The 19,226-nt window shown below is 68.1% G+C and carries 17 protein-coding genes and 2 tRNA genes; 7 read left to right on the top strand and 12 right to left on the bottom strand.

Features of this window, described 5'->3' with window-relative positions; translation table 11 throughout:
- Positions 1-5 precede the first annotated feature (5 nt).
- The 3 genes from ACK4IU_RS02025 to ACK4IU_RS02015 all read right to left on the bottom strand — a co-directional run bounded on the left by ACK4IU_RS02025 (position 6) and on the right by ACK4IU_RS02015 (position 3,371).
- Complete coding sequence (locus ACK4IU_RS02025; protein WP_409731109.1) at positions 6-494, bottom strand: hypothetical protein; 489 nt, start codon at positions 492-494, stop codon at positions 6-8.
- A 137-nt stretch (positions 495-631) separates the two neighbouring features.
- On the bottom strand, positions 632-2,299 hold the full coding sequence (locus ACK4IU_RS02020) for a peroxidase family protein (protein ID WP_409731107.1): 1,668 nt from the start codon (positions 2,297-2,299) through the stop codon (positions 632-634).
- Positions 2,300-2,312: 13 nt separating this feature from the next.
- Positions 2,313-3,371, bottom strand: coding sequence for a YcaO-like family protein (locus ACK4IU_RS02015; RefSeq protein ID WP_409731105.1), 1,059 nt, complete (start codon positions 3,369-3,371; stop codon positions 2,313-2,315).
- 144 nt (positions 3,372-3,515) lie between these two features.
- On the opposite strand from ACK4IU_RS02015, the gene ACK4IU_RS02010 reads away from it, so the two are divergent.
- On the top strand, positions 3,516-3,896 hold the full coding sequence (locus ACK4IU_RS02010; RefSeq protein WP_409731103.1) for a hypothetical protein: 381 nt from the start codon (positions 3,516-3,518) through the stop codon (positions 3,894-3,896).
- A gap of 44 nt (positions 3,897-3,940) precedes the next feature.
- On the opposite strand, the gene ACK4IU_RS02005 is transcribed toward ACK4IU_RS02010, so the two are convergent.
- Entirely contained in the window at positions 3,941-5,959 is a 2,019-nt protein-coding gene (locus tag ACK4IU_RS02005; protein ID WP_409731101.1) for a BTAD domain-containing putative transcriptional regulator, read from the bottom strand.
- A gap of 243 nt (positions 5,960-6,202) precedes the next feature.
- Here ACK4IU_RS02005 and ACK4IU_RS02000 point away from each other — a divergent pair, with 243 nt between their 5' ends.
- Positions 6,203-6,508, top strand: coding sequence for a hypothetical protein (locus tag ACK4IU_RS02000; protein WP_409731100.1), 306 nt, complete (start codon positions 6,203-6,205; stop codon positions 6,506-6,508).
- A 17-nt stretch (positions 6,509-6,525) separates the two neighbouring features.
- Here the strand turns inward: ACK4IU_RS02000 and ACK4IU_RS01995 are convergent, their stop codons facing one another.
- The 6 genes from ACK4IU_RS01995 to ACK4IU_RS01970 form a co-directional block, all read right to left on the bottom strand.
- Positions 6,526-7,359 carry an alkaline phosphatase family protein gene (locus tag ACK4IU_RS01995; protein WP_409731098.1) on the bottom strand — a complete coding sequence of 278 codons (834 nt, stop codon included), beginning with the start codon at positions 7,357-7,359 and terminating at the stop codon, positions 6,526-6,528.
- Positions 7,360-7,440: 81 nt separating this feature from the next.
- The gene (locus ACK4IU_RS01990; protein WP_409731096.1) at positions 7,441-9,075 is read right to left on the bottom strand and encodes an ABC transporter ATP-binding protein; all 1,635 of its coding nucleotides are present in this window, start codon (positions 9,073-9,075) and stop codon (positions 7,441-7,443) included.
- Positions 9,068-9,883 carry an ABC transporter permease gene (locus tag ACK4IU_RS01985; RefSeq protein WP_409731094.1) on the bottom strand — a complete coding sequence of 272 codons (816 nt, stop codon included), beginning with the start codon at positions 9,881-9,883 and terminating at the stop codon, positions 9,068-9,070. The genes ACK4IU_RS01990 and ACK4IU_RS01985 overlap by 8 nt, the downstream gene beginning before the upstream one ends.
- Complete coding sequence (locus ACK4IU_RS01980; protein WP_409731092.1) at positions 9,880-10,836, bottom strand: ABC transporter permease; 957 nt, start codon at positions 10,834-10,836, stop codon at positions 9,880-9,882. The genes ACK4IU_RS01985 and ACK4IU_RS01980 overlap by 4 nt, the downstream gene beginning before the upstream one ends.
- A gap of 10 nt (positions 10,837-10,846) precedes the next feature.
- Positions 10,847-12,442 carry an ABC transporter substrate-binding protein gene (locus tag ACK4IU_RS01975; protein ID WP_409731090.1) on the bottom strand — a complete coding sequence of 532 codons (1,596 nt, stop codon included), beginning with the start codon at positions 12,440-12,442 and terminating at the stop codon, positions 10,847-10,849.
- A gap of 101 nt (positions 12,443-12,543) precedes the next feature.
- Positions 12,544-14,532, bottom strand: coding sequence for a CocE/NonD family hydrolase (locus ACK4IU_RS01970; protein ID WP_409731088.1), 1,989 nt, complete (start codon positions 14,530-14,532; stop codon positions 12,544-12,546).
- A gap of 332 nt (positions 14,533-14,864) precedes the next feature.
- On the opposite strand from ACK4IU_RS01970, the gene ACK4IU_RS01965 reads away from it, so the two are divergent.
- The 5 genes from ACK4IU_RS01965 (at position 14,865) to ACK4IU_RS01945 (ending at position 17,280) form a co-directional block, all read left to right on the top strand.
- A complete protein-coding gene (locus tag ACK4IU_RS01965) occupies positions 14,865-15,800 on the top strand; it encodes a pirin family protein (RefSeq protein ID WP_409731086.1) in 936 nt (311 codons plus the stop codon).
- Positions 15,801-15,859: 59 nt separating this feature from the next.
- Positions 15,860-15,936 (top strand) — tRNA-Asp (locus ACK4IU_RS01960).
- 401 nt (positions 15,937-16,337) lie between these two features.
- A tRNA-Asp gene (locus tag ACK4IU_RS01955) sits at positions 16,338-16,414 on the top strand.
- 174 nt (positions 16,415-16,588) lie between these two features.
- Positions 16,589-16,810, top strand: coding sequence for an RND transporter (locus tag ACK4IU_RS01950; protein WP_409731084.1), 222 nt, complete (start codon positions 16,589-16,591; stop codon positions 16,808-16,810).
- 206 nt (positions 16,811-17,016) lie between these two features.
- Complete coding sequence (locus tag ACK4IU_RS01945) at positions 17,017-17,280, top strand: DUF1344 domain-containing protein (protein WP_409731082.1); 264 nt, start codon at positions 17,017-17,019, stop codon at positions 17,278-17,280.
- Between the two features lie 53 nt (positions 17,281-17,333).
- Here the strand turns inward: ACK4IU_RS01945 and ACK4IU_RS01940 are convergent, their stop codons facing one another.
- The gene (locus tag ACK4IU_RS01940; protein ID WP_409731080.1) at positions 17,334-17,774 is read right to left on the bottom strand and encodes an N-acetyltransferase family protein; all 441 of its coding nucleotides are present in this window, start codon (positions 17,772-17,774) and stop codon (positions 17,334-17,336) included.
- Complete coding sequence (locus ACK4IU_RS01935; protein ID WP_409731078.1) at positions 17,774-19,156, bottom strand: dipeptidase; 1,383 nt, start codon at positions 19,154-19,156, stop codon at positions 17,774-17,776. Before ACK4IU_RS01935 ends, ACK4IU_RS01940 begins: the two co-directional genes overlap by 1 nt.
- Between the last annotated feature and the right edge of the window lie 70 nt (positions 19,157-19,226).

The raw sequence follows: 19,226 nt of genomic DNA, 5'->3' as shown, positions 1-19,226 counted from the left end.
GGCCGTCAGAACAGAAGCTTGTAGACGTTGCCGTTGGTGTCGCTGGCCTGGCCCGTGCCGCTGGCCGTGCCCGACCCGATGACGAAGGTGCCCTGCACCCGGGTGCCGTCGTCGCAGACGGCATAGATCTCGCCGTTGTTCACCCCGGCCACGGTCTCGCGCTTGGTGCCGACCTCGCCCCCGGTCTTCTTCAGCGTCAGCGCCATCCCCTGCGAGTTCGACACCACCCGCGGGGTCAGCGAGGTCCAGGTGCCGGTGCACTTGCCGCGCTTGGGCAGGCGGAAGGTCAGGGGGCCGGAGGTGCTGTTGGTATTCTTCGCCACCGCCTTGATGACCAGGGTCGGATCGGCATCCGCGATCTCGCCCGACAGCGGGTAAAGCTGCATGGTGCTGGTTGCGTCGGCGCAGGCCCCCAGCGGCAGGATCAGGACCAGGGCCAAACGGCGGGCCAGGGCGGGCGACCGCGGGTGTGACGGGATCGGGTCAGGGGTCATGGGCGAAGGCGTCTCTGCTCGGCCGTTACCGGCGCATCTTCGTTGCGTAGCTGGCCGGGACCGGCGCGGCGCACCTCGCCCGACGAGCGCGTCTATGAAGCGAAACCTTGCCTCTGTCCAGCCCGTTGCCGGGCCGATCACGCCGGCGCGACATCCATGTGGGAATCCTGCACGGCAAAGCGCAGGAAGGATCGCAGCGAGGTCAGCGCCCGTTTGCCTGGGCCCTTGAGCGGGCTCAGTCTCGGATGCCAACCGCCGCCCTGATGGTTCAGGATCGACTGCGGCATGTGGCGCATCAGGCCGATGATCGTGTCGGCGATGATCTCGCTGGCGACCGGACCCAGCCGCTCGCCCGCGCCATGGTGCCGCGCCTCGGCCAGGACATACAGCCAGGCCGGGGTCTCGGCCAGCATGCCCAGCTCCTCGGCCAGCTCGCGCAGCCCCAGCATGCCCGGCGCGCTTTCCGGCAGCGCGTCGCGCAGCTGGTTCTCGTCCAGCGCCTCCAGCCCGCAGGCCTCGGCCAGCACCTGGCCAAAGGCGATCCGGCGCTGGAAGCCGCGCATCAGGTTGCGGAACAGGATCGACCCGTGCACGGCGATCTCGGAGGTGCCCATCGCGCTCAGCATCCCCGGCGCGAAGGTCAGGTCGATCCGCTCGGCCCCGGTGGCGCCCTTCGGCGTCCGGGTCATCCGGTTCCAGTCGATCACCCAGTGGTCGGGCAGTTGCAGCGTCTCGGCCATGCCCGGCTGGCCCATGTTGCGATGGGTGGTGAAGTCGAACAGGTCCTGCAGCTTGGCCCCCCGGCGGTCGATCCGCCCGCCGTGGCCGAAGTTGCGGTTGAAGTCATAGCTGGCCCCGACCATGGAATGGCCAAAGCGAAATGCGGCAGTGGTGAATTCCAGGGGTACCAGCCGCGGGCCGGGCAGCTTCTGCGCCCGGTTGGCGAAGGGCGTCGCCAGAGTGGCAGGCGACAGGAGGTTCGTCAGGAAATCGTGCAGGATCAGCCAGTGGTAATGCAGCGTGACCAGCTGCCGGGCGCGGGCGAAACAGGTCGCCGCATCCGGGGCCTCGCCTTCCAGCGCGGCGACGGCCTTGTTGTGGACCAGCATCAGCGCCAGGTGCAGCTGGCTGACGATCAGGTTCTCGTCGTTCCGCCGGTCGGCGATCAGCGGCTGCCCGTCCCGGCGCAGGATGTCGGGCGCGTCCCAGTCGTGATGGATGCGCGCGGGCTTCAGGCCCTTTTCCTCAAAGAATTCCGGCGGCTCGCGCCTGGTCCTGCCCAGCCGGAACCGCTTGCCGTCCGTGGCATAAAGCGCCCGGATCCCCGGGTCGGCGCTGTCCGGCCCGTCGCCGTACAGGCTGTCCAGCGCCAGGGGCTCGGCCTGTTCGTTGACGAAATTCGCCAGGATCACCCTGGGCGAGGCCCGGTGGACCCGGTCCAGCCCGGGCGGCAGCCCGGCGTCGATCACGCCGGTGCCCTCGGGCGGAGCGGGCCGCGTGACCACATCGCCCACCGGGGCCGAGATGTCGTGGTTCACGAACTGTCCGAAGTAGGTGTAGACCGGCGCCAGCCGCATCGGCAGAACCTGCGGCGTGGTCAGGGCGGTGCGGCTGTCCTTCTCGAAGGCCCTGAGCCGCCGGAAGGTCTCGGCCGGAGTGGTGCCGCGAAAGCAGCCGACATCGGCCCGCTGGGCCAGATCCGGGAACAGATAGCAGTAGCCCGACTGAGAGGCCCCCGCCGCTTCGGCCCTCGGCGCTGCGGGTGCCGGACCGAACAGGCTGTGCGGGGTCGAGATCGGCGGCATGGCGGCCTCGCGGTCAGAAGGGTTCGGGCAGGGTCGGGGGCGGCAGGTCGGGACAAAGCCGGGCAAAGCGCGGGCACTGCGTCCGGCCCCGCATCGCGCAAAGCCCGGGCACCAGGACCCGCACCGAGGGGAGCGGGTCGCCCGGCAGGGTCATCTCGACCCCCAGCGCCCGCTGGCCCAGCCCGCCCAGCCGTTCCAGCAGCCCGGCCATCTCCAGCGGCGGCGTGGCCCGTTCCGGCCCCGGACGGAACTGCGGCTGATCGGCCAGCGAGGCCGCGGCCAGCCAGGCGGCGGCCTCCGGGTCGCCCGCCTCGCGCGCATGGTCGAGGCTGACCTCGGTCTGCACCATCTCGGTCACCGCGGCGAGTGCCGCATCCGCCAGCACCGGCCGCGCGGCCGAGCCCATGGCAACCCTCCGCCCGTCCGGATCGGCGGCCACCGCCACCACCACCGGCAGGCCGATGTCGCTGGTCACCTCGATCAGCCGGGTCTCGCGGGCGCGCTGGTGCAGCCACCAGAAGAGCCTCGGCTGGTGCGCATCGATGATCTCGGTCGCCACCGCCCCGCCGGGCCGGCGACCGTGCCACCACAGCGCCACCGCATCGCGTTCCACACATTCCCACAGGCCCCGCGCCAAGGCGCTGTCGCGGTCGGGCCCCACCGCGCAGCCGGTGGAATCGGCATCCTGGCGCAGGGGCTCGCCCAGGACCGCCGCGCAGTCGAGATAGACCTCCTGCGCCGGCACCTCGACCGTCTCGCCGCTGACCAGATCGGTCGCCGCGACCATGGCGATCCCGTCGCGCCGCGGCAGGGTGCGCAGGTCCGGGAGGTGGTGCTGCGCCAGGCTTGCCCGCAGCTCCAGCGCCTCGGCCCCCGCCGCCAGCATCGCCTGCTGCGGCGTCAGCCCCCGTCCCGCCGGCAGACGCGGCTTCAACCCCGTCACCCCCTCTTCCGTCGGCAGGGCGACGGCCAGGAACAGCGGTGCCTCGGGTGCGTCCAGGGCCATGAGGTGGAAATCCTCGCCCAGGGCGCGCGCCATCTTGGCGATCATCTCGGCCGGATTTTGCTTCATGCGCGTATTCAAGGCAGGATGACGGACAGGATCAAGGACGGAATCGGACGCTGCCGGCGCATTTCACGCTGGCATCACGAACCGGCCCGATAGTGGTCCGACAGCAAGGGCGGAAACAGCCAGGACACAGGGAGAGACAGCGGAATGGTGGGGTTCTTCAATCTCAAGAACAATTCGATCGCCGACCAGGAACAGACCGGCGAGGCGATCCTGCGAGTTGCGAAAAGCGTGTTCAAGGACACGCCGAATTCGGAATGGAAGAAGTTCAACGACGACACGCGCGGCTGGCTGCATGCCAACGGCTACCGCTACGACGGTCCCGGCGCCGGCCCGAACGGCGAGATCCCCGACAGCGTGCAGATCGTGCCGGTCTATGACACGCCGAACCGGATGCATGTCCGCATCCCCTCGGCGGACGTGCTGAAGACCGTGCCCGACGTGGTGGACGAACCGTCCTACGGCAACGGCAAGACGACCCGGTTCAAGGTGCTGCTCGCACGCTATTTCATGCGGCACTGCCGCTGAAGTTACGCTGATAGGCGGGTCCGGGGCCGGGCCTCGGCCCCGGCTCAGGCGGCCTCTACCGCCATGGCCCGGGCCAGCCTTATGCCCTTCTGCAGGGCCAGCCGGCCCTCGGGCCAGTTGATCGGCAGAGTGTCCAGCACCCAGGCCTCCAGCTCTTCCTCGGTCGGGGCAGAGCCGCCCTCCCACATCTGCGTCGCGATCCGGCGGAAGGTTCCGTAGGCGCGCGCCGCCTCTTCTGCCCGGCCGAGATGCGCATAGGATGCCACCGCCCAGACCCCGAGGTCCGGAAAGCCATCGGGGCATTTCTCGACCGTGGCGATTGTCGCCTCGTGGTCGCCCGCCATGAAGTGGATGCCGGCCAGATAGGCGATGTAATATTCCGGATAGATCGGGTTCAGCCGCAGGGCCTGCTGGGCAAGGTCCTTCGCCAGATCGACATGGCCGAGGAAGCCCAGCCCGCTCGCCGCCGCGATCAGCGTCTCGGCATCGTGCGGGTTCATGTCCACCGCCAGCCGGAAATGCGAATTGGCCCGTTCCGGCGACCGCGCGATGGCCCAGTTCCAGGCCATGCTGATGTGGCAGCGCGGATCGTAGGGGTCGAGTGCGATGGCCTCGCGCGCGTGCTTGAAGGCCGCGGCGCAATCGGCCTTGCGGTTGGGATAGCCCGGCCGGACCATGCAGCGCGTGCTCAGGACCTGCGCCAGGCTCGCGTGGCTCCCGGCCAGCCCCGGATCCAGCTCGATCGCCTTCAGGAACAGAGCCTCGGCCTGCGCATCCGCCTCGGCCGACCAGAGCCGCGACAACTGGTGTCCCTTCAGCCACAGGTCATAGGCCACCGGATTGCCCGGCGTGGACCGCGCGTGGCGCAACAGGGTGATGTGGTTCACCTGGCTGGCCAGGTTCGCCGCCACCGCGCCCGCGACGGAGGAGCTGACCTCCTGCAACTCGTGCTCGGCCACCGGGTAAAGCTCGGACCAGACCTCGCTGCCGTCTCGGCAGTCGATCAGGGTGACGAACAGCTTGCCGCTGCCCGTGCGCCAGTCCAGCACGCAGTCCACTGCGAAATCGGCGTCGATCACCTGGCCGACGGCGGTGAAGTCCACAGCGGTGGTCGAGTCGAAGCCGCTCGATGGCCAGGGGATGACGATCCAGCAGCGGAACCGTGACAGGCAGGACTTGGCCAGGAAAGCAAAGCCCTCGCCTAGATAGTCCTTGCTGTTGTCGGTGTAGCGGGTCAGCGGCGGGCGGATGGTGATCCGCGGCGGGCCGCTGCGCGTCAGGGGCGCGGCCGGTGCCACCGGCGCCGTGGCCGGACGTTGCAACGAGACCTCGCCGCTCTTGATCGCGACCAGCAGCGCATTCGAGGCCTCGCTCGGCTCGCTGTCCAGTTCCTCGGCCAGCGCCTGTTGCAAAAGCGCGTATTGCCGCAAGGCCGCCGACTGGTCGCCGCGCTGGGCGTGGAACCGCATGATGAACTGGTGCGCCAGTTCGTGACTGGGTTCCACCCGCACCAATTCCTCGGCGATGCGTGTATCGGTGAAGGCATTGGCTGCGATCAGCTTTTCCAGCTGGTCGGTCAGGGCCGAGGTCAGGACCGACCGCAGCTGCGACCGTTCGATCTGCAACCAGGCCTCGAAGACCGGCGCGCTGGGCTGGGCCGGGCCGAAAAGCTCTCCCTGCCACAGTGCCGCAGCCGACAGGAGCGCGTTCTGGTCATGCACCGCCGTCGCGATCAGCTCGCGGAACCGGCGCACGTCCAGGTCGAAGGCCTGAGCCTTCAGACCGACGGAAAAGCGGTCGGCCTCGACCACGTCCTCGTTCTCCGGTCCCAGCACTTCCTTCAGCTCGCGCAGCGCCTGCCGCAGGCTGGAACGCGCCAGCGATTCGGGCGCGGGGTCCCAGAGGAGCGAGGCAAGCTGTTCGCGGTTCATCCTTTGGCCGGGCGACAGCAGGAGAAGGCCAAGAAGCAGCCGCGTCTTCCGCGTCCGGAACGCCAGTTCCTCTCCGGTCGCGACACGCGCGACCCGGCAGGCACCGAGGAGATCAACCTGGAAGCGAAACATGCGATACCGTTCGGGATTACGGAGGTTAACGATGCACAGAGACACGCGGCCTTTCAACAGACGACGATCGGGAAATCCACCCTAATCCAGCGTTCCGGCGCCAGGGTTGCCCGGCCCGCTACCGATTTGGCGCTGGTGTCACGCGAAAATCACGCTGATGCCCTAGACCAGACCCTGTCCTTCGCCGCGATCCGGGGAAGGGGAAGCGCATTTTCAGACAGATCCATTTGAACGGAGATCGGGATGAAAACCCTCATCGCGTCGCTGCTTGCCCTGTTCGCGGCAGGCGCCACACCCCTTCTGGCCGAGACCGCCGCCCGGATGCCGGAAAACTGCCCCCTGACCGGCGCCACCGGCTCGGCCTCGGCCGAATGCCAGGCCCTCAGGGCCGATTACACCGACAAGGTCCAGACCTGCCTCGCGCTGCGCCGGGTGGCCGCCGAAGAGCGGACCGGCCGGTCCTCTGCGGGCAACGGCCATTCCGCCCGCGCCAGCTACATGGCCTGCGCGTCCGAAGTCCGGTTGACGCTCGGACCGGCCGCGAAATAGCCCTGCGGCCGCGCCTTTCAGCCGGTCAGGAAAGGCGCGGCCGTCATCGTCGCGGGCACCGGCACCCCCATCCGCGTCAGGATCGACGGCGCCAGCGCCAGCTGGTCCAGCACCTGATCCTCGGGCGGCAGCGGGCTTGTGCCGAAATAGTAGAAGGCGAAGTCGCGCTGCTCCTCGCCCGTCCCGCCATGGTGCCCGCGCGCGTCCTGGCCGTGGTCGGCGGTCACGATCACCTCGTATCCCGCCTGCCGCCAGCGGTGGATGAAGGGGGCCAGCACCGCATCGAGATGGCCGCAGGCGTGGTCCATCTCCTCGCAGTCGTGGAAGAAGCGGTGCCCCATGCTGTCCAGCGTGCAGGTGTGCAGGATGCCGTAGTCGATGCCCTTGACCTCGCAGAGGCGCGTCAGCGTGCCGAAGAGGTCGTAGTCCGAGGGCGTCATCTGGTTCGCGTGCCCATAACCGTGCATGGTGTGGAACCGGCCATGAGTGATGGGCCCTTCGGGTTCGTCGTATTCGATGTCGCGCACCACGTCGAAGGGCGCGCGGTTGAAGAACTCCGACCAGTAGCTGTGCGTCACCGCCCCGGTCTTAAGACCCGCCTTCGTCAACGCGCCGAAGACATCGGGAAACTCCAGCCGCCGGATGTCGGCATTGTCCCAGATCCGGTGCACCTGCGGCGGCAGGCCGGTGTGGATCGAGGCGTAGCACGAGGCTGAGGTCGAGGGCAGCACCGAGCGCATCTGCCGCACCCGCGCCTCGCCCTGTTCGACCCAGCCTTCCAGGTTGCCGAACAGCCGCCGCCAGTTGCGGTAAGGCACCCCGTCCAGGATAATGAGCAGCAATTTGGTCAAGAAAAGCCTCCTCGTGCGCCTTCGGCTTCTCGTCGGGAGGCCCCCAGCGAGGAGGGACGCAGTCCAACGACGAGCGGCGGTTCAGTTCCCTGCGCTCTCCATCTTGCGGTGCGCGATCACCTGCTCCAGCCAGCCCAGCTCCATCTCGGGCACCGAGGACAGGAGGAGATCAGTATAATCGTCGAACGGCGGCGTCAGCACGTCGGACTTCTGCCCGTAGCGCACCACCGCGCCCTTGAACATCACCGCGATCTTGTCGGAAATCGCCTTCACCGTCGCCAGGTCATGGGTGATGAACAGGTAGGCGACATGCTCCTGCGCCTGCAGCGCCAGAAGCAGCTTCAGGATCCCGTCCGCCACCAGCGGATCCAGCGCGCTCGTCACCTCGTCGCAGATGATGAGCTTCGGCTTCGCCGCCAGCGACCGCGCGATGCAGACCCGCTGTTTCTGCCCCCCAGACAGTTCCGCCGGATAGCGGTCGGCAAAGCCCTTGCCCATCTCGATCTGGTCCAGAAGCTCCTGCACCCGCCTGTCCCGTTCCGCCCCCTTCATGCCGAAGTAGAACTCCAGCGGCCGGCCGATGATCGTGCCCACCGTCTGCCGCGGGTTCATCGCGGTGTCGGCCATCTGGTAGATCATCTGGATCTCGCGCAGGTCGTCCTTCGTCCTCCCGGCCAGATCCGCCGACAGCTCGCGCCCGGCAAAGGTGATCCGGCCCTGGGACGGCGGCAACAGCCCGGTGATCGCCCGCGCCAGCGTCGATTTCCCCGACCCCGACTCCCCCACCACCGCCAGGGTCTGACCCGCCGGCAGATCGATCGACACGTTCTTCAGCACGTCGAAATTCGTGCCCCGGTAACGCGCCGTTACATTCTGCACCTGCAAGACCGGCGGGGCAGGGGGCTTTTCGGCATGGTCGAGGCCCCTGACCGAAACCAGCGCCTTCGTGTAGTCCTGCACCGGCCGGTGGATGATCTGGCCGGTCTCGCCCAGTTCAACCATCCGGCCATGGCGCAGCACCATGATCTCGTCGGCGACCTGCGCCACCACCGCAAGGTCATGCGTGATGTACAAGGCCGCCACCCCGGTGTCCCGGATCGCCTCCTTGATCGCGGCCAGCACGTCGATCTGCGTCGTCACGTCCAGCGCGGTCGTCGGCTCGTCGAAGATCACCAGGTCCGGCTTCGGGCACAGCGCCATCGCCGTCATGCAGCGCTGCAACTGCCCGCCCGAGACCTGGTGCGGATAGCGGTTGCCGATCGTGTCCGGGTTCGGCAGGCCGAGCTTGCGGAACAGCCCCCGCGCCCGGGCCTCGGCCTCGGCCTTGCTGCACAGTCCATGGCTCAGGCAGGTCTCGATCACCTGCTCCATGATCTGCTTGGCCGGGTTGAAGCTGGCGGCGGCCGATTGCGAGACATAGGTCACCTCGCGCCCGCGCAGGCGCCGCAGGCTGCGCGCATCCGCCAGCCGGATCTCGCGCCCGTTCAGGTGGATCGTGCCCCCCGTCAGCCGGACGCCGCCCCGCCCGTAGGCCATGGCCGACAGGCCGATGGTGGACTTGCCCGCCCCGGATTCGCCGATCAGCCCCAGCACGCGGCCCCTCTCCAGCGTCAGGTCCACGCCATGCACCAGCGTCACGGTCTTCGGCGGCTCTCCCGGAGGATAGGAGGTCGCCTCGATCACCAGGCCCTTGATCTGCAACAGGGGATCAGCCACCGCGCCCTCCCTTGAGGCTGGAGGTCCGGGTCAGGATCCAGTCCGCGACCAGGTTCACGCTGATCGCGAGCGCGGCGATGGCGGCCGCGGGCAACAGCGCCGCCGACTTGCCGTAGATAAGGCCGTCCTTGTTCTCCTTCACCATGCCGCCCCAGTCCGCCAGCGGCGGCTGGATGCCGAGGCCGAGGAACGAGAGCGTCGAGATGAACAGGACCGCGAAGATGAAGCGCAACCCGAACTCGGCCACCAGCGGCGACAGCGCATTGGGCAGGATCTCGCGGAAGATGATCCAGCCGCCCTTTTCGCCCCGCAGCCGCGCGGCCTCGACATAGTCCATCACCGCGATGTCCACCGCGACCGCGCGGCTCAGCCGGAAGACGCGGGTCGAATCGAGGATGCCCATGACCAGGATCAGCACGGTCAGGTTCAGGGGCAGGACCGACAGCATGACCAGCGCCACGATCAGCGAGGGGATGGCCATCATCAGATCGACCAGCCGCGACAGAAGCTGGTCGATCCAGCCGCCCTTGACCGCGGCGAGAAAGCCGAGGAAGGCCCCCAGCGCGAAGGCCAGAAGCGACGAGGCCAGCGCCACGAAGATCGTGACCTGCGCGCCATAGATCAGCCGGCTCAGGATATCGCGGCCGATGGTGTCGGTGCCCAGCCAGTGCGCGGACGAGAAGCCTTCCCACTGGCCGCCGGAACTGTCGTCCAGCGGATAGGGCGCGATCCACTGCGCGAAGATCGCGATGAAGAGGAAGGTGCCGGTCAGGACCAGGCCGATCAGGGCGGAAAGCGGCATCCTCATTTCGGGTGCCTCAGGCGCGGGTTGGCAAGGATGCCGATGATGTCGGCCAGCATGTTCAGGAAGATGTAGACGGCGGCGAAGATCAGCCCCACGGCCTGCACCACCGGCAGGTCGCGCTTGGTGACGTGATCGACGAGGTATTGGCCCAGCGCGTTGTAGCCGAAGACGACCTCGACCACGACCACGCCGACGACGAGGTAGGCCAGGTTCAGCATGACCACGCTGACTACCGGCGCGATGGCGTTCGGGAAGGCGTGCTTCCAGATGATGGTCATCGGCGACAGGCCTTTGAGTTCGGCGGTCTCGATATAGGCCGACTGCATCACGTTCAGGATCGCCGCCCGGGTCATCCGCATCATGTGGGCAAGGACGACCAGCACCAGCACGATGACCGGCAGGGCGATCGCGTGCAGCTTGGCCCAGAAGCTCATGCCCGGAAAGACCATGGCGACCGGCTGGAACAAGGGGAAAAGCTGGGTGAGAAGGAAGATGACGAAATAGGCCGCGACGAATTCGGGCAGGCTGATCGTGGTCAGCGTGACGGCCGAGATCAGCTTGTCGGGCCAGCGCCCGGCATAGCGCGCGGCGATCAGGCCCAGAAGGATCGCCAGCGGCACGGCGATCACGGCGGCGCATCCGGCCAGGAACAGCGTGTTGCCCAGCCGCTGCCCGATCGCCTGGGCGATATCGACGCCATTGGTCAGCGACTTGCCCAGATCCCCGGTCAGGACCCCGCCCAGCCAGGTGAAATAGCGCGTGAGCGGCGGCTCGTTCAGCCCCAGCTTCTCGCGCAGGTTCTCAAGCGCCTGCGGCGTGGCCGACTGGCCCAGGATCTGTTGCGCGGTGTCGCCCGGAAGCGCCTCGACGCCCAGGAAGATCACCGCCGAGACAGCGAGGAGCAGGAGGAGGCCCAGCGCGATGCGCTGGACCACCAGTTTCATGATCGGATGCACGGACCGGGCCTCAGGCCAGCCAGCACTTGATCAGCGCCTTGCCGTTCATCAGTTCCCCGTTCGGGTCCGGCTGCCAGCCTGCGACTTCCTCGCGCCGTGCCTCGACCCAGTCGTTGAACATCGGCAGGATCAGGCCGCCCTCGTCGCGCAGGATATGGGCCATTTCCGAATACATGGCCTTGCGCTTGCCCTCGTCCAGCTCGGCCCGGGCCGCAACCAGAAGCTCGTCGAACTTGGCGTTCCTGAACTTGGTGTCATTCCATTCCGCGGTGGACAGGTAGGCGGTCGAATACATCTGGTCCTGCACCGGCCGCCCGCCCCAGTAGCTGGCGCAGAAGGGCTGCACGTTCCAGACGTTCGACCAGTAGCCGTCGTCGGGTTCCAGCTGCACCTGCAGGGGGATGCCCGCCGCGTTGGCCGAGGCCGCGAAGAGGTTCGCCGCATCCACCGCGCCGGGGAAGGCGCCCGGAGCAGTGCGCAGGATGATCGGGCTGCCGTCATGGCCGGACTTCTTGTAGTAGTCCGCCGCCGCCGCCGCATCGTATTCGCGCTGCGGGATCGTGTCGTCGAACAGCGGATAGGCGGCGTTGATCGGGAAGTCGTTCCCGACCGACCCCAGCCCGCCGAGGATCTTCTCCACCTGCTCCTTGCGGTTGATCGCCAGCTTCAGCGCCATCCGCAGGTCGTTGTTGTCGAAGGGCGGCTTGTCCACATGCATGATGAACACATAGTGCCCCCGGCCCGGAGCATGCTCGATCGTGATCCCCGGCGCACCCTTCAGAAGCGCCACGATCTTCGGATCGACCCGGTTCATCATGTGGATCTGGCCCGACTGCAAGGCCGCCGTCCGCGCCGTGTTGTCGTTGATCACGATGATCTCGACCTGATCGGCATGGGCGCCATTGGCCGCATCCCAGTAGTTCGGATGCCGCTCGAACACATGGCGGACGCCGGGCTCGTTCACCGCCACCTTGTAGGCGCCCGCGCCGATCCCGGCGGCCGGGTTGTCGATGCCGCCGCCCGGCTGGATCACCAGGTGATAGTCCGCCATCAGATAGGGCAGGTCGGCGTTGCCCGACGCCAGCTTCAGCGTCACCATGTCGCCTTCCGCCACCATCTCGGCGATGCCCTGCACGATGCCCAGCGCGCCCGACTGGCTCTTCTCGTCGGTGTGCCGCTTCAGCGTGGCCACCACGTCCTCGGCCGTCACCGTCTTGCCGTCATGGAACTCGACCCCCTGGCGGATCTTGAACTTCCACTCCGTCGCATCGGCGTTCGAGCTGATCTCCTCGGCGATCCGGTAGTCGATCGACCCGTCCGGGGCCACGTCCACCAGCATCTCGCCCCAGGTCATGTTGACCGCGAAGGGCACCTCGGACGCGGCCAGCGCCGGGTCGAGGCTGTTCGTCGATTCCCCGCCCTGCATGCCGGCGCGCAGCACGCCGCCCTTCTTGGCCTGGGCCTGCACCGCCTTGCCGAACAGCGCCGAGGCAAGCCCCGCCGACACGCCCAGGGCCGTCGTCCGTCCGACGAACTCGCGCCGGCTCATCCGGCCCGCCTTCGCCTGAGCCACCATCCAGTCCAGCTGGTTCACCTTGTCGTTCATGGTCGTCTCCCTACTGGTCCCCATGCCGGGGATTCTTTGTTGACTTGCCGATCAATAGACCCCGAACCCCGCGTGTCGCCAAACGTTTTCTGCATGCGGGGTCAGACAAACTTGCGTTCCACCTCCTCGTCCCAGTCGCGCTGGAACATCGGCGCCTCGCCTTCCCAGGCGGTCAGGCGGGCCTGCATGCGCAGATGCGACGCCGTGGCGGTCATCACCGTCTGGACCTGCGTCCTGACCCGCCAGTCGCCGCGCGACAGGCGCTGCTCCCAGGCGATCTCAGCCCGGGCCGACAGGGGATCGGCGCCGATCTCCCAGCGCTCGGTCGTCGTCTCGCCGCTGACCAGCCCGTGGTCCAGGTTTTCCGTGTCGCCCGTGTCCTCCGCGACGACCAGCGCATGGGTGCCGGCAATCAGGTCGCTCTCCACCCGGCGGCTGGCCGACCCCGGCCGCAGCACCCGGTGCGCCCAGGGCTTTGCGGTCTCGGCCGGTGGCGGCTCCCATTCCGTTCCCGTCCCCCGATGCACGGGCAGGTCCAGACTGGCCTCGGTGATCTCCAGCGTCGCGGCCTCGGGCGAGGGCCAGACAAAGGGCCAGTAGGTCGTGGACAGGGCCAGCCGCAGGCGATGTCCCGCCGCAACCCGATAGCCCATCTGGTCCAGCACCAGCACCACGTCCTCCGGCACGCCCGGCACCATCGGTTCCGGCGCCTCGGCGCTGTTGCGGTGGCAGAGGTTCAGGATGCCATGCGCGATCCGCACCGAGGACCCGTCCGGCGCCACGTCGCAGAGCCGCGCCACGAGGACGGCCATGGGCTTGTCCGACGCCAGCCGCAGCGACAGCCTTGCCGCCCCCAGCAGCTCCAGCGGATCGGCCAGCAGCGCGCCATCGAAACAGACCGACAGCGCGTCATCCGTGCGCTGATCGCCCGCCATCTCGGCATTCAGCCCCATCGGGAAGAACTCGCCCGCCGCCATCCCCAGATGCTGCGGCGTGCAGACGCTGGCGGACAGCGCCCCCGCCACCCCGAGGCCCGCGTCCGAAACCGGCAACACCTGTCGGCCGACCCGAGGCGTCGGCCACTCGGCCTCCGCTATCCAGTGGCCATCCCGATGCTTTGCACTCGGGTTCGGCGGCGCGGAATGCAGCATGTAGGCGCGGCAGGCCGGATCATCCTCGGCCCCGTTCTGCACTCCCTTCAGCCAGCGGTCCCACCAGCGGATCGCGAGTTGCAGGAAGCCGATCCGCGGCCCCGGCACCGCCGTGTGCGGATACTGGTGCACCCAGGGCCCGATGATCCCCTTCACCGGCCCGCGCGCCTTCTCCATAAGATGCGCGACCGTGTTCATGTAATTGTCGTTCCAGCCGCCGATGGAGAGGATCGGCGTGGTCATCCGGTCCCAGTCCTCGCAGATCGAGCCGTGCTTCCAGTAGGCGTCCCGCGTCTGGTGCGCCGCCCAGCCGGGGGCATGGAAGGGCTGGTTCTCCAGCCGCCGCAGCCAGGTCTCGCGCCAGTCGTTGCGCAGAAGCGGGTCCGGCGGACGCGAGGAATAGGACAGCATCACCGACCCCCAGCCGAAATTCTCGCCCAGAAGCGCGCCGCCCTTGAAATGGATGTCGTCGGCGAAACGGTCCGTGGTGGAATAGACGCTGATGACGGCCTTCAGCGCGGGCGGTTGCAGGAAGGCCGTCTGCAGGCAGTTGAACCCGCCCCAGCTCTTGCCCATCATGCCCACCGTGCCGCTGCACCAGGGTTGGCGCGCCAGCCAGGCGATCACGTCGCAGGCGTCCTGCAACTCCTGCGGCGAATATTCGTCCGCCATCAGCCCTTCGCTGTCTCCGTTGCCGCGGATGTCCACCCGGACGCAGGCATAGCCATGCCCGGCGACGTAGGGATGCATCAGCTCGTCGCGGGGCAGGGTGCCGTCGCGCTTGCGATAGGGGATGTATTCCAGAACCGCGGGAACCGGGCGGCTGTGCGCATCCTTCGGCAGCCAAATCCGGGCCGACAGGCGGGTGCCGTCGGGCAGGGGGATGCCCAGGTCCTCGATCTCGGTGATCGCCTCGGGAAATTCAGACCGGACCGTCACGCGCCACCTCCTCGAGATTCTCCGGGACCATCGGATATTATTCGTTCGTGCAACTCAAGCCTCGTGTGAGACCTCCTCGTGCGCCTTCGGCGTCTCGTCGGCGCTGCCCCGGCGAGAAGCGACGAAGGCGACGACGAGCCCCTGGAGGGGCCTTGCGGGCAGGGTTAACATTCTCCTGACGCCCGCAAGCAAGTCATTGAATAAAAGCGAAATCCCGCGTTTGTCCACCGTGGACACCCTGGCCTGTTCACCCCCGCACAGGCTCCGCGCGGGCAGATCGGGATGAAATTCCGCCGCCCAGGTCCTACCTTTGTCAGCAAAGGAGAACGCCCATGTGGAACCCGCTTCTCGACCCCTCTATCCCGATCGGCGACTCGGTCGATGCCATCGAGACCGTGATTATCCCCCGTGCCCGCGACCTCGGCGGGTTCGAGGTCCGGCGTGCCCTCCCCTCGGCCCAGCGGCAGATGGTCGGCCCCTTCATCTTCTTCGACCAGATGGGCCCGGCCGAGTTCCTGACCGGCGACGGCATCGACGTCCGCCCCCATCCCCACATTGGCCTCGGGACCGTGACCTACCTCCTGAAGGGCCGCCTCCACCACCGCGACAGCCTCGGCACCGACGCCTGGATCGAACCCGGCGCCGTGAACTGGATGCTGGCGGGCCAGGGGATCACCCATTCCGAACGCACCGACGGCGAGGCGAGGCGCCAGCCGATGTCGATGCTGGGCCTGCAGACCTGGCTCGCCCTGCCGAAGGACCGCGAGGAAGATGCCGCCGCCTTCGCCCATGTCGGGAAGGACCAGCTCCCCGAGCTGGAAGGCGAGGGGAAACAGGTTCGCCTGATCCTCGGCCATGCGTGGGGCGAGAGGGTGGGGCTCGAGATGCCTTCCGAGGTCTTCTATGCCGACGCCCGCCTCGCCCCCGGCGCGGCGATCCCGCTGCCCGACGACCACGAGGACCGGGGGGTCTACGTCCTGGACGGCGAGGTCACCTGCGCCGGCCAGACCTTCGAGGCCGGCCGGATGCTCGTCTTCCGCCCCGGCGACCGGGTCTCGGTCAAGGCCGGCCCGCAGGGTGCCCGCGTGATGGTTCTCGGCGGCGCCACGATGGACGGCCCCCGCTTCATCTGGTGGAACTTCGTCGCCTCCAGCCGCGAGAAGATCGAGGCCGCGAAAGAGGCCTGGCGGGCCGGGGACTGGCAGCACGGCCGCTTCTCCCTGCCCCCCGGCGACGACCGGGAGTTCATCCCCGCCCCCGAGCGGTGAAAAACCCGCGCTTCCCCCATTGACGCCCCCGGGGGAAGCGTCTATCCCGCCCTCCACGCGCGGTGGTAGCTCAGTCGGTTAGAGTACCGGCCTGTCACGCCGGGGGTCGCGGGTTCGAGCCCCGTCCACCGCGCCAGCCTTCCCTGACCGGTTGACGAGCCCAGCAGGTGTCCACGGTGGACATTTCCCGATTTCGTCGTGATTTCAGTGCATTGATCGCGGACGTTAGGGGTTTCTTAACCTCCGCCTCCGCGTCTCCTCTCTTGTCCACACGAGACGAGTCCGGGCACGGGGAGTGCTGCGGCGGAGACCTGGATCCCGCCGATGGCGAAGAGGCGCGCCCGGGTGGAGACGCTGGCGCCGCGGGAGACGGTCCCGGCGTCGTCCCGGTCGATGGCGACGCTGATCGCGACTCGCCGTCGGGGCGGAGCGCCGGCTTCGGCAGGCATCGGCTCCAACCCTGCGGAACATGGCGGCGGTGCCGGCACCTTTCCCGCTTGACGCCCACCGCGCGACCTACTATCTGACCCGCCACGCGCGGTGGTAGCTCAGTCGGTTAGAGTACCGGCCTGTCACGCCGGGGGTCGCGGGTTCGAGCCCCGTCCACCGCGCCAGCTTTGCCCACACACAGTTCACGGAGATGCGGACCGTTTCGGTGCGCACAGTGGTGGCTTCCTGTGCGACGGAATGACCGTCCCCTCCCGGCTGGTGGCCGGGCGCCACAAGGGATAGCCTGTCCACCTGCAACCCCGCGGCCCGCGTGGCCCGACCGAACCGGACCTCTGCCCATGGCCTTCCTTGACCAGATCCCCCTGTCGATCCTGATCCTTGCCGCCCTGACCCTGGGCCTCGCCCCGTTCCTGCCCGAGCCGCATATCTGGGAGAAGCTGAAGATGCTGGCGGCGGGCGAGCTGGTGAAGCCGATCGACTGGTTCGATCTCGCCCTGCACGCGGCGCCATGGCTCCTGCTGATCGCCAAGCTGGTGCGGATGGCGCTGGTCCGGAGCTAGGGCCGCAGGCGCAAGAAAATTGCGCGGATCACGGGTAGTTTCGGCCGGGAACACCTCTGTGAGACCCCCTGTGCGCAACATCCGGTCGGGTGTATCTGACGGGCCGGGCGTCAGGGTCCGCCGGGTGAAACCTCTCACCGACGCGACGGACCGGGATGACACCCGAACTGCGGACCCGCGCTGCGGGCCGAAACCGGAGACTGAACATGCGTTCCTTCATCCTTCCTGCCACCCTTGTCCTGATGACCGCCATCGGCTCGGCCGCGATCGCGGCGCCGACGACGACCGTGGGCATGGTCAAGAGCTTCGACGCCAAGACCATGACCCTGACGCTGGACAACGGGGTCAGCTACGTCCTGCCCAAGGGGTTCAAGGATCCCGGCCTGAAGGCGGGCGAGAAGGTATCGGTGATCTGGGACATGAAGGGCGCGGTGCACGAGGCGAGCGCCGTGACCATCGAGAAGTCGTGACCGTCCATCCGCGACGGAACGGGAAACGGGGGCCGGCAGGCCCCCGTTTTCGTTCAGAGCCGCATCCGGTAGCGGATGTGCCCGTCATCGGCGCAGAAGCTGTCGTAGAGCCTGCGCGCCGTGGTATTGCTGATCTCGGTCAGCCAGTAGAGCCGTTGCCAGCCCCGCGCCCGGCCGATGGCGATGAGATCCTCGATCAGGGCACGGCCAAGCCCCTGTCCGCGCGCCTGGGGAGCGACGAAGAGGTCTTCCAGATAGCCGTCGTCGCCCATCACCCAGGTCGAGGGGTGGTGCTGGTGGATGGCAAAGCCCTGCGGCACGCCGTCGATGCAGGCCAGCCGCGCGGTCAGGGGGTTGGCGGGGTCCATCAGCCGCGCCCAGGTGAAGGCCGTCACCCCATCCGGCAGGGTGAGGTTGTAGCCTTCGGTGAACCCCTGCCAGAGTCGCAGGAAATCCCCTTCGTCCGAAGGGGTTGCGTCGCGTATTTCAACCATCACGCGAGCCGCGCGAGGATCCGGGCCCAGGCACGGATGCCCTTGTGGAAGGACTCCACGTCGTATTTCTCGTTCGGGCTGTGGATGTTGTCGTCATCCTTGCCGAAGCCGATCAGCATCGCGTCCATCCCGAGGATGGTCTTGAAATAGCCCGCGACCGGGATCGACCCGCCCGAGCCGATGAAGGCGGCGGGCTTGCCCCATTCCTCGGTGAGTGCGGCGCGGGCTGATTCGAAGGCGGGGTCGGAGATTTCCATCACGCTCGCAGGCGCGCCGTCGCTGCCGCCGTGCCAGAGGATCTCGCAATCGGCGGGCATCTGTCCTTCCGCCCAGGCCTTGAAGGCGGCGATGATCTTCTCGGGGTCCTGGCGCGAGACGAGGCGGAACGAGACCTTGGCATGGGCTTCGGACGGCAGCACGGTCTTGAAGCCCGCCCCGGTGTAGCCGCCCCACATGCCGTTCACCTCGGCGGTCGGGCGCGACCAGATGCGCTCCAGCGGCGTGCGGTCCTGTTCGCCGGCGGGGACCGAGAGGCCGACCTCGGCCAGATAGGCGGCATGGTCGAAGGCCAGCGCCTGCCACTGCTGGCGCAGCGCGTCGGGAAGTTCGTCCACGTCGTCGTAGAAGCCCGGCACCTGCACCCGGCCCTGCGAATCATGCAGGCCCGCCAGAAGCCGCGCCATCAGGTGCAGCGGGTTCTGCGCCAGCCCGCCATACATGCCGGAATGCAGGTCGCGGTTCGCCGCGCGGATGGTGAATTCCGCCTTGCACAGACCGCGCAGCATGGTGGTGATCGCCGGGGTGTGTTCGTCGTAAAGCCCCGTGTCGCAGATCAGCGCGAGGTCGCAGGACAGCTCGTCCCGGTGCTGTTCGAGGAAGGGGATGAGCGAGGGCGAGCCCGATTCCTCCTCGCCTTCCAGGAAGATCGTCAGCTTGCCCGGCAGGGACCCGTGCACGTCCTTCCACGCGCGGCAGGCCTCGATGAAGGTCATCAGCTGCCCCTTGTCGTCCGAGGCGCCGCGGGCGCGGATCACGGGGCCTTTCGGCGTCTCCTGCACCTCGGGATCAAAGGGCGGGCGGTGCCAGAGCTCAAGCGGATCAACGGGTTGCACGTCGTAGTGGCCGTAGAAGAGGAGGTGCCGACGCCCTTCGCCGCCGTGGGCCACGACCATCGGGTGACCGGGGGTCGCGGCGGCGCGGGCGTCGAAGCCGAGCGAGGACAGGTCGGCGGCCAGATGTTCGGCCGCGCGGGCGCAGTCGGCCTTGTAGGCAGGGTCGGTCGAAATCGAGGGGATGCGAAGAAGCGTCATCAGCCGGTCGAGCGACTGCGGCAGGGTTTCGTCGATGCGGTCAAGCACGGCGTCCAGCGACGGGGTGGGCATTTCACTCTCCCGGATGTGATCGGGAAGCAGCCTAGCAGGCGGCTTGGCACTGTCCAGAGCGGGCGGGCTG

The sequence above is a fragment of the Tabrizicola flagellatus genome (assembly GCF_046295235.1).
Taxonomy (GTDB): domain Bacteria; phylum Pseudomonadota; class Alphaproteobacteria; order Rhodobacterales; family Rhodobacteraceae; genus Tabrizicola; species Tabrizicola flagellata_A.
Note: the sequence above shows the minus strand (reverse complement) of the source record. Positions and strands in the feature narration are given on the sequence as shown.